The sequence below is a fragment of the Phenylobacterium sp. genome, assembly GCF_037138395.1.
Taxonomy (GTDB): Bacteria; Pseudomonadota; Alphaproteobacteria; order Caulobacterales; family Caulobacteraceae; genus Phenylobacterium.
Genome location: NZ_JBAXIM010000107.1, coordinates 1 through 8,787 on the forward strand (window position 1 = coordinate 1; position 8,787 = coordinate 8,787).

The 8,787-nt window shown below is 68.0% G+C and carries 11 protein-coding genes and 1 pseudogene; 6 read left to right on the top strand and 6 right to left on the bottom strand.

Annotation, left to right across the window (positions count from 1 at the left end; genetic code table 11):
- Both WCJ52_RS09295 and WCJ52_RS09300 read left to right on the top strand, forming a co-directional pair.
- Positions 1–324 (top strand): annotated as a pseudogene (locus WCJ52_RS09295) (nitronate monooxygenase); the annotation flags it as partial.
- On the top strand, positions 321–1,094 hold the full coding sequence (locus WCJ52_RS09300; protein ID WP_336903028.1) for a glucose 1-dehydrogenase: 774 nt from the start codon (positions 321–323) through the stop codon (positions 1,092–1,094). The pseudogene WCJ52_RS09295 and the gene WCJ52_RS09300, both read left to right, overlap by 4 nt.
- Here WCJ52_RS09300 and WCJ52_RS09305 read toward each other — a convergent pair.
- Together WCJ52_RS09305 and WCJ52_RS09310 are read right to left on the bottom strand one after the other, a co-directional pair.
- Entirely contained in the window at positions 1,091–2,359 is a 1,269-nt protein-coding gene (locus tag WCJ52_RS09305) for a DUF418 domain-containing protein (protein WP_336903029.1), read from the bottom strand. The two genes, WCJ52_RS09300 and WCJ52_RS09305, sit on opposite strands and share 4 nt — an antisense overlap.
- A gap of 71 nt (positions 2,360–2,430) precedes the next feature.
- Positions 2,431–3,051: a hypothetical protein gene (locus WCJ52_RS09310; protein WP_336903030.1), complete on the bottom strand. Its 621-nt coding sequence runs from the start codon at positions 3,049–3,051 to the stop codon at positions 2,431–2,433.
- Positions 3,052–3,116: 65 nt separating this feature from the next.
- Here WCJ52_RS09310 and WCJ52_RS09315 point away from each other — a divergent pair, with 65 nt between their 5' ends.
- Together WCJ52_RS09315 and WCJ52_RS09320 are read left to right on the top strand one after the other, a co-directional pair.
- Positions 3,117–4,040, top strand: a complete 924-nt coding sequence (locus tag WCJ52_RS09315) for an SPFH domain-containing protein (RefSeq protein WP_336903031.1) — start codon at positions 3,117–3,119, stop codon at positions 4,038–4,040.
- A 2-nt stretch (positions 4,041–4,042) separates the two neighbouring features.
- The gene (locus WCJ52_RS09320; RefSeq protein WP_336903032.1) at positions 4,043–4,504 is read left to right on the top strand and encodes an NfeD family protein; all 462 of its coding nucleotides are present in this window, start codon (positions 4,043–4,045) and stop codon (positions 4,502–4,504) included.
- On the opposite strand, the gene WCJ52_RS09325 is transcribed toward WCJ52_RS09320, so the two are convergent.
- From WCJ52_RS09325 to ispH, 4 genes are all read right to left on the bottom strand, one after another.
- A complete protein-coding gene (locus tag WCJ52_RS09325) occupies positions 4,458–4,958 on the bottom strand; it encodes a MarR family transcriptional regulator (protein WP_336903033.1) in 501 nt (166 codons plus the stop codon). The genes WCJ52_RS09320 and WCJ52_RS09325 overlap by 47 nt on opposite strands.
- Before the next feature lie 52 nt (positions 4,959–5,010).
- Positions 5,011–5,457, bottom strand: coding sequence for a ribonuclease HI (gene rnhA / locus WCJ52_RS09330; protein WP_336903034.1), 447 nt, complete (start codon positions 5,455–5,457; stop codon positions 5,011–5,013).
- Positions 5,454–6,419 carry a homoserine kinase gene (thrB, locus tag WCJ52_RS09335; RefSeq protein ID WP_336903035.1) on the bottom strand — a complete coding sequence of 322 codons (966 nt, stop codon included), beginning with the start codon at positions 6,417–6,419 and terminating at the stop codon, positions 5,454–5,456. The genes rnhA and thrB overlap by 4 nt, the downstream gene beginning before the upstream one ends.
- Before the next feature lie 103 nt (positions 6,420–6,522).
- Positions 6,523–7,482, bottom strand: coding sequence for a 4-hydroxy-3-methylbut-2-enyl diphosphate reductase (gene ispH, locus WCJ52_RS09340; protein WP_336903036.1), 960 nt, complete (start codon positions 7,480–7,482; stop codon positions 6,523–6,525).
- A gap of 103 nt (positions 7,483–7,585) precedes the next feature.
- Between ispH and WCJ52_RS09345 the strand changes: the two genes are divergently transcribed.
- Together WCJ52_RS09345 and argS are read left to right on the top strand one after the other, a co-directional pair.
- A complete protein-coding gene (locus WCJ52_RS09345) occupies positions 7,586–8,272 on the top strand; it encodes a Tat pathway signal sequence domain protein (RefSeq protein WP_336903037.1) in 687 nt (228 codons plus the stop codon).
- Positions 8,269–8,787, top strand: a 519-nt coding sequence (gene argS / locus WCJ52_RS09350; protein WP_336903038.1) for an arginine--tRNA ligase, incomplete at its 3' end; no start/stop codon positions are given. The genes WCJ52_RS09345 and argS, both read left to right, overlap by 4 nt.

An 8,787-nucleotide genomic window follows, 5' to 3' on the forward strand; every position in this document is an offset into this window, starting at 1 on the left:
GGGTACTTGCGCACCCGCTGCTACTCGGGCAAGCCCATGCGGGTGCGCAAGAACCCTTATGTCGACGACTGGGAGGGCCGCCCGGCGGACATCCAGCCCTTCCCCATGCAGGCCATGCTCTCCAGCCGGGCTGGCGTGATGGGCGGCATCGGCGGGCAGATCGAGGGGCTCGACCCTGACCGCTCCTGTTTCGCCATGGGCCAGTCGGCCGGCGGAATTCACGAGGTCCTTCCGGCGGCGGAGATCGTCGCGCGGCTGGTTTCCGGCGCCGAGGCGGCCATTGACCGGCTGTCGGCCCTCCGGGCGGCGCAGGTGACGGCGTGAGCGGGCGGCTGGACGGGAGGGTCGCCCTGGTCACCGGCGGCGGCTCGGGAATTGGCGCGGCGGCCTGCCGGGGCCTCGCAAAGGCTGGCGCCGCCGTGGCGGTGACGGACCTTTTGCCCGAGGCGGCGCTATCGGTGGCCGACTCCATCCAGGCGGCGGGAGGGGAGGCCAGGGCCTTCACCCATGACGTCACCTCCCCCGAGGACTGGGAGCGCGTAGTCGGGGAGGTCGAGGCCGCCTTCGGCCGGCTGGACATCCTGGTGAACAATGCCGGCATGACCACCTTGGGCAATGCGCTCATGAGCCATAGCCTCGAGAACTGGCGAAAGACCCTGGCGGTCAACCTGGACGGGGTGTTCTACGGCCACCGCTATGCCGGGCCCCTGATCCTCAAGGGCGGCCGGGGCGGCTCGGTGATCAATATCTCGTCCATCATGGGCAAGGTCGCCACCCCCGGGGCGGCGGCCTACTGCGCCTCGAAGGGGGCGGTGCTTATGCTGACCAAGGCTGCAGCCCTAGAGTGGGCGCCCCTCGGCATCCGGGTGAACTCCGTCCATCCCGGCTATGTGGAGACGCCCATGGTCCACAACATCCTTCGCGAGGTGGAGAATGGCAACGCGGTGCGCGAGACCCTGGTCCAGCAGCACGCCCTGGGCCGGCTAGGCGAAGCCGTCGAGATCGCCAACGCCATCGTCTTCCTGGCCTCCGACGAGTCCAGCTTCATGACCGGCTCGGAGATGGTCGTGGATGGGGGCTACACGGCGCGCTAGGCCGTCTGCGCCCGCCTGAACGGCTGCCGCTTCCACTGGACCAGGGAGCGCCAGATCCATTCGAGGGGGCCGTAGCGGAAGCGGGCCAGCCAGGGGCGGCTCCATAGGAGGATCAGGGCCCAGACCCCGGCGACCACCCAGAGCAGTTGGAGCCGTGACAGGTGGCCGTAGAGGCCCAGGCCGTAGCCGCAGAAAACCAGGCTCGTGATCACCGAGGTCATCAGATAGTTGGTGAAGGCCATGCGGCCCGCCGCCTCCAGTCGCGATACGAGGCTCTCAAAGAGCCCTGCGCGGACGATAAGCAACAGGACCGAGGCATGGGCCAGGGCGATGAAGGGCCGGGTAAGGGACTGCCAGACCTCCATCTCGTGCACCCGCAGCGGCTCGAAGCCCGACTGGTGCATCAGCCAGGCCAGCATGGCGGTGAAGGGTACAGCGCAGGCGTAGCCGAAAAGGATAAGCATCCCGTAGGCGCGCGTCGGCCATCCGAGTGAGAAGAATCCCAACCGGAAGAGGCCCATGCCGATGAGCATCTGGCCCACGGCCTCGGGACCGGCGTCGAAGGGAATGAGCACCTGGAGCAGGGAGGCGATCCTGGCGCGGGCCTGCAGGGCCTCGCCGAACCCGCCGCCGAAGCCGGCGATTTCCTGCGCGTCGAAGCCGGGGGGCATGACGAAGGTCTGGGAGGCCCCGGCCCAGGCGGCCCGGGTGGTCTCGTCCGCACCCGGCGCCATTGCAGCGGCCATCAGCGCCTTCAGGGGCTCAATGTCGCTGATGTGCCAGGCGAAGAGGGCGCCGAGGATGGCTCCGCCCAGGCCGATCAGCAGGTGGGGGTTCAGCCTGCGGAAGGGGAAGACCAGGGCACCGGCAACGGCGTAGGTCACCAGGATGTCGCCAAACCAGAACAGGTAGGCGTGGACCATGCCGATGGCGAACATCCAGAACAGCCGGCGATAGTGGGTCTGGGTGGGCCCCAGCCCAGCGCTGGTATCCGCCCGGCTGGCAATGAGTACGGTCGACGCCCCGAACAGCATGGTGAAGAGGGCGCGCATCTTCCCATCGGTCAGGACGTTGTTCACCGCCCAGGTCCAGAAGTCGGCGTCCGTGACGCCGCCGGCGTAGACGGGGTTGATGTAGGCATAGGTGGGCAGGCCCATGCCGACAATGTTCATCAGCAGTATGCCGAGGACGGCGAAGCCGCGGACCACGTCGATGGAGAGAATGCGGTCGCTGGCCGCCTCCGATGTCGCGCCTGTTACGCTCATGGAAGGTTCCTCCCCATGAGGCTGAACGCTCCGCCCGACGGGCCCGGCTGTCAACCGACGCCGGCCCAGCCTCAGCCCTGTGGACGAGAGAGGAAGCCAATCGGGTCCTGGATGAATTCGCCGAACCCGCCCAGGCACCCCTGCCAGACGCCGATGTGCTCGCGCATTTCGTCGCGGGTCTGCCGGCCGTTGAGGAGGACGGCGTACATGACGCTGGGCTCCCCAGAGGGCGCCATGACCCCCCGGCAGGTGAGCTGGCTGCGGTTGTAGTCGTTGATCTGCACCATGTTGACGCCCTTGCGGGCGAACGCGGTGTAGAGGGCGATCGCCTTGCAGGAGGTGAAGGCCTCGTTGCAGCCGACCATCTGGGCCCCGAAGCCGCCGCCCGGCGTGGTCACCTTCATGAAGACCTGGCCATCTGCCTTGCGGGCGATCTCGGTGGTCGCCTCCATGCCAGACAGCAGGGCGACGATGTCTGCGGGCCTGCGGGCGTCGAAAGTGCCTGTCTTGGGGACAGCTGTCTTGGGAGCGGCGGATTTGGGGGCCGCCGGCTTGGCGGTCGCCGGCTTTGGACCGGCCGCGGGGGCTGCGGCGAGGGCCGGGGCGGCGGCCGCCAGGGCCATCGCCGCGAGGCCTCCCGCCAAGGGTGCCAGCATCCACCGCCTGAGGCTCAACACACCTTGGTGATCCATGGCTCTCACCCGTTCCAAAACCACCCTGCGATCCCTAGATGTGAAGTGTCGTAAAGGATAATGCCATGTTCGCAATCTTGACGGTCGGACTTCTTGTGATTTTGGCCGTGGTCGTTGTGTTGTCGACGGTCAAGATCGTTCCCCAGGGCCGGGAATTCACGGTCGAGCGGTTCGGTCGCTATGTGCGGACCCTCCGCCCAGGCATCAGCATCCTCACGCCCTTTGTCGAGACCGTCCGCGCCCGCATCAATATGATGGAGCAGGTGCTCGACGTTCCACGCCAGGAAGTCATCACCAAGGACAACGTCACCGTCGTGGTCGACGCCATCGTCTTCATCCAGGTGATGGACGCCGCTTCCGCGGCCTATCGCATCACCAACCTCGACTACGCCATCACCCAGCTGTCGATGACCAACCTGCGCACGGTGGTCGGCAACATGGAGCTGGACGAGGTGCTGAGCCAGCGCGACCAGATCAACTCCCGCCTACTGGCCGTCATCGACGAGGCCACCAGCCCCTGGGGGGTCAAGGTGGCGCGGATCGAGATCAAGGACCTCCTGCCGCCGCCGGACATCACCAACGCCATGGCCCGTCAGATGAAGGCCGAGCGGGAGCGCCGGGCAGTCATCACCGAGGCCGACGGAGAGAAGCAGGCCGCCATTGCCCGGGCCGAGGGGGCCAAGCAGGCCGCCATCCTTGAGGCCGAAGGCCGCCGGGAAGCCGCCTTCCGGGACTCCGAGGCCCGGGAGCGCTCCGCCGAGGCCGAGGCCGAAGCCACGCGCCTGGTCTCTGAAGCCATAGCCAAGGGCGACCTCAACGCCATCAACTACTTTATCGCCCAGCGCTATGTGGACGCCTTCGCCAAGCTCGCCGAGAGCCCGCAGCAGAGGACAGTCATTGTACCAGCCGAAATGTCGTCGATGATCGGTTCCATCGCCGGGATCGCTGAGCTGCTGGGCGGCACCCGGAACGAAGCGAAGGGAGCCTGACCGTGGCAGCCCTGACGGAAATCCTCGCGGCCCAGCCTTTCTGGTTCTGGGCCGGGCTCGCCGCAGCCCTCCTGGCCGTCGAGGCCGCGACCGGAACGGGATGGCTCCTGTGGCCGGCGTCGTCGGCCGGCGTCGTCGCCCTCGCCGCCCTGGTCCTGGGTCCGGGCTTGATGGGGCAGGCGGTCCTGTTCGCCGTACTCACCCTGGTCACGACCTTCGGTGCCCGCCGTTTCTTCCCGAGGGGCGAGGCCGCCGCTCTGGGCGACATCAACGACACCTCCGCACGCCTGGTCGGCCAACCGGCGCGCAGCGTCTCCGCCTTCCATCACGGCGCGGGCCGGATCGCCTTGGACGGCAAGGAATGGGCAGCGGAACTGGAGGGCGGCGGCGCCCTCACTGCGGAAGCCGAGGTGGAGGTTACCGGGATCCGGGGCGCGATCCTGCAGGTCCGTCGCCGGCATTGAGGGCTTCGAGGCTCCGGCGGAGATCGCGCAGGAAGGCCAAGCCTTCCCGAAGATAGTTGTTATTCAAATCAGTTTTAAGGCGATCTGCCCCAGGTCTGAGGGCGGCGGCCGCCGCCCTGGCCTTCTCCGCCCCCTCCGGGGTCATGAAGACCCGTTTCCGGCGGCCATCGCGATCATCGCCTTCCATCCTGACCCAGCCAAGCACCTCCATTCGCTGAAGGAGGTGGGTCACGGCCCCCCGGCTCATCCGCAGACGCGAGGCGATCTCCGCAGGCGCGGTGCCATCCCCAAACCGCAGAAAATCCCTCAGGACTTCAAAGTGTGTGAAGGACATGGGGGCGGGAAGCCGGGCCTCGACTGCAGCCCTCAAGGCGTGCTCTGCAGCGCCCAGTTCATACAGGACCTCCATATGGGGCGGATCCCAGGCGCGGGTCCGGACGGCAGCTTCCGACATAGAGGGCTCCTATAGTTGCATCTGCAACTATGTGCCATGTCCTCCAGAGCCGTCAAGGTTCGAAGGGGCCCTCGGTCAATCCCCGGCGGGCCAGGGCGTCGGCGCGCTCGTTGAGCTCGTGGCCGCTGTGCCCCTTGACCCAGCGCCACTGCACCTCATGCCTTTGCCGGGCCTCGTCGAGGCGCCGCCACAGGTCCTCGTTCTTCACCGGCTTGCGGTCGGCGGTCTTCCAGCCCCGGGCCTTCCAGTTGCGGACCCACTCTGTGATCCCCGTGCGCACGTACTGGCTGTCGGTATGGAGTTCCACCCGGCAAGGCCGCGTCAGGGCCTCCAGGGCGCGGATGGCCGCCATCAGCTCCATGCGGTTGTTGGTGGTGGCCGGATCGCCCCCAAGGACCTCGCGCTCGTGGTCGCCCCAGATAAGGATCGCCCCCCAACCGCCGGGCCCCGGATTCCCGGAACAGGCACCATCCGTGTAGATCACCACGTCCGGCGTCATGCGCCGGGGCCGAAGAAAAGGAGATCGGTGGACTCCCGGTGGACGGCGAGTTTTCGCTCGTATTCCAGGGGCGACTTGGGTCGGACGAGGGCGCCCTCCGGGACGGACCCCCAGTCCGCCAGCCGAGTCAGAAAAAAGCGCATGGCCGCCCCCCGGGCGAGCACGGACAGGGCTGCCCGTTCTGCCGGGCTCAGGGGCCGGCGGGACTCATAGCCCGCCACCAGGGCCCGGGCGCTGGTCACGTTGAAGCTGCCGTCGGCCTCGAAACACCAGGCATTCAGGGCGATGGCGATGTCGTAGGCCAAAAGGTCGTTGCAGGCGAAATAGAAGTCGATCGCCCCGGCGAAGGCCTCGCCCCGGAAGAAGACGTTGTCGGGGAAGAAGTCCGCATGGATCACCCCGGAGGGGAGACCCGCCGGCCATTCAGAGTCCAGGGCGTCCAGGTCGGCGCGGATCGTCCTGGACAGTCCCGGCTTGAGGCCCTCGGCGGCGGCCTCCAGGGGCGCGAAGACGGCTCGCCAAGCCGAATGGCCCAGGGTGTTCTCCCGGGTCCGGGCGAAACCTGAGGCCGCCATGTGTAGCCAGGCGAGGCCGGCGCCAGCCTCCCGGCAGTGCGCGGCGTTGGGGCGGCGGACGGAAAGCCCGGGCAGGAAGGTGACGATGGCGGCCGGCTTGCCCCGGACGCTCTTGAGGGTGCGACCCTGGCGATCGGCGACCGGCTCGGCACCGGGGAAGCCATGCTCGGAAAGCCAGGTCAGGAGATCGAGGAAATAGGGCAGGTCATCCGCCCGGACGCGCTTTTCATAGATGGTCAGGATAAACCGGCCGGCCTCCGTCTCGAGGAGGAAGTTCGAGTTCTCCACCCCTTCCGCTACACCCTTCAGTGAAAGGGGCGCGCCGATGTCGAAGTCGGTGAGGAGCGACCCCAGCTCCTCGTCGGTAATGTCGGTATAGACAGCCATACGCCCCGATTGAGCGAGGGCGGCCGACGGGTCAAGCCAGTTCGTCGAGGCGGCGGAAGCCGTCATCCCGCCAAAAGATGGCCCAGGCCAGCGCCGGACAGGTTCAAGCCAGCAGGGCCCTGGGCAGCTTGAAGCTGACGGTCTCCCGCGCGGCACCCACCTCTTCCACCGTCACGGCGAAGGCCTCGGAGATCCTGGAGATGACGCCCTGGACAAGGTCCTCGGGTGCCGAGGCCCCTGCGGTGACGGCAACAGTGGCGGCGCCTTCCAGCCAGGCCAGGTCCAGGTCGTCGGCGTCGTCGATCAGGAAGGCCTTCGGGGCGCCGGCTCTCAGGCCGACCTCGACAAGCCGCACGGAGTTGGAGGAATTGGCGGAGCCGATCACCAGCAGCACATCACACCCGCCAGCAAGCGACTTCACCGCATCCTGCCGGTTGGTGGTGGCGTAGCAGATGTCGTCCCGGTGGGGCGTGCCCATTGCCGGGAAGCGGGACCGGAGCATCTCGACGATTTCAGCGGTGTCGTCCACCGACAGGGTCGTCTGGGTGACGTAGGCGAGGGCATCTGGGGCCCTGGGAATGAAGTCCCGGGCCTGTTCCAGGGTCTCGATCAGCACGACCGCCCCGTCGGGTAGCTGGCCCATGGTGCCGACAACCTCCGGATGACCGGCGTGGCCGATGAGGAGGACCTGCCGGCCGGCGGCATGGTGCCGGGTCGCCTCCACATGCACCTTGGAGACGAGGGGACAGGTGGCGTCCAGATAGGTCATCCCCCGGGCCTGCGCGGCCTCGGTAACGGACCGGGGGCTGCCGTGGGCGGAGAAGACTACGGGCCGGTCATCCGGGCATTCCTCCAGGGTCTCGACGAAGACCGCGCCCAGGTCCCGGAGCCGGGAGACCACGTGCCGGTTGTGGACGATCTCGTGGCGGACAAATACCGGCGCGCCGAAGCGCTCGAGGGTCGCCTCGACAACCTGGATGGCCCGGTCGACGCCGGCGCAGAAGCCTCTTGGGGCGGCCAGTCGGACGGTCAGGGCGGGCGGTGCGTCGGGTTCTGCGCTCATGCCTTCTATCTAGGGTCTGACCGGCCGCGTTGCAGCCGTAATCTTTGTTCAGTATCAGGGGGCTTACCCGCGCCTTCTGCGCGGAGTTTCGCCGGACGACCTGATGCGCCCTAGCTCCCTGATCGCCGCCCTGCTCTTGGCCTGCGCCGTCGCTGCGCCGGCGACCGACGCCATGGCCCAGTCCCGTCCGAAGTCGGATGACGACCAGGCCGAGGCTGCGGCCCGCAAGCGCAAGCGCGACGCTGAGTTCGGCGACAACGAGGTGCGTCTCCCCGAACTGCGCAACGCCGGCCCCTGCCCCTTCGTGAAGGTCCTCTACGACGCCGGCCGCTATGTCGAGTTCACGGGCGGAAAGGAAGCCTCCGCCGAGGTGGCCTGGACCGGCGAGATCCAGCGGATCTCTGCGGGCTGCGCCTATAAGGACGAAGAGCCAATCACCCTGGCCATCGACGTCCTCTTTGCCGCCGGGCGGGGCCCCAAGGCGACCGGCGCGCAGAAGACCTACCGTTACTGGGTGGCCGTCACCCAGCGGAACCGGCTGGTGATCGACAAGGTCTATTTCGACCTGCCGATCCGCTTCGAGCCGGGACAGGACCGCCTCTATGCGGTGGACCGGATCGACGGCATCGTCATCCCGCGGGCGACCCTGACGACCTCCGGCTCCAATTTCGAGGTCCTGGTGGGCTTCGACGTCACGCCGGCCATGGCGGCCTTCAACCGGGAGGGGAAGCGCTTCCGCCTCGACGCCGGTGCCCAGACCAAAACTGCAGGCGGCCGGACCCCGAAATGAGCGGGCTGAGACGCGCGATCGACCAGCGCCTCGCCGCGGCGTTCGGTTCCCTCGGTCTGCCCGTCGACCTGGCCCGCGCCACGCCCTCGGATCGCCCCGACCTGGCCGATTTCCAGTGCAACGGCGCCCTGGCGGCCGCCAAGCGTGTGGGTCGCAACCCCCGCGAGATCGCTGCAGCGGTCGTCGAGGTCCTGGCCGCCGCCCCGGAATTCGCCGCCGTGGAGATCGCCGGTCCCGGATTCATCAACCTGCGCCTTTCCGACGCCGCCCTGTCCGCCCGCGCCGACGAGATCGCCGCCGACCCCCGGCTGGGCGCTGGGCGTGTCGCAACGCCCCGCCGCATCCTCATCGACTACGGCGGTCCCAACGTGGCCAAGCCCATGCACGTCGGTCACCTGCGCTCGTCCATCATCGGGGAGTCCCTGAAGCGTATTTACCGGTTCCGGGGCGATACGACTGTGGGCGACGCCCACTTCGGCGACTGGGGCTACCAGATGGGCCTGCTGATCGGCGCG

Excerpts from the sequence above, each read along its gene's own strand:
- WCJ52_RS09325 (WP_336903033.1), bottom strand. The coding sequence starts at position 4,958 with ATGTCGGAAGCTGCCGTCCGGACCCGCGCCTGGGATCCGCCCCATATG.
- WCJ52_RS09345 (WP_336903037.1), top strand. The coding sequence starts at position 7,586 with ATGCGCCCTAGCTCCCTGATCGCCGCCCTGCTCTTGGCCTGCGCCGTC.
- rnhA (WP_336903034.1), bottom strand. The coding sequence starts at position 5,457 with ATGACGCCGGACGTGGTGATCTACACGGATGGTGCCTGTTCCGGGAAT.
- WCJ52_RS09305 (WP_336903029.1), bottom strand. The coding sequence starts at position 2,359 with ATGAGCGTAACAGGCGCGACATCGGAGGCGGCCAGCGACCGCATTCTC.
- thrB (WP_336903035.1), bottom strand. The coding sequence starts at position 6,419 with ATGGCTGTCTATACCGACATTACCGACGAGGAGCTGGGGTCGCTCCTC.
- WCJ52_RS09310 (WP_336903030.1), bottom strand. The coding sequence starts at position 3,051 with ATGGATCACCAAGGTGTGTTGAGCCTCAGGCGGTGGATGCTGGCACCC.
- WCJ52_RS09315 (WP_336903031.1), top strand. The coding sequence starts at position 3,117 with ATGTTCGCAATCTTGACGGTCGGACTTCTTGTGATTTTGGCCGTGGTC.
- ispH (WP_336903036.1), bottom strand. The coding sequence starts at position 7,482 with ATGAGCGCAGAACCCGACGCACCGCCCGCCCTGACCGTCCGACTGGCC.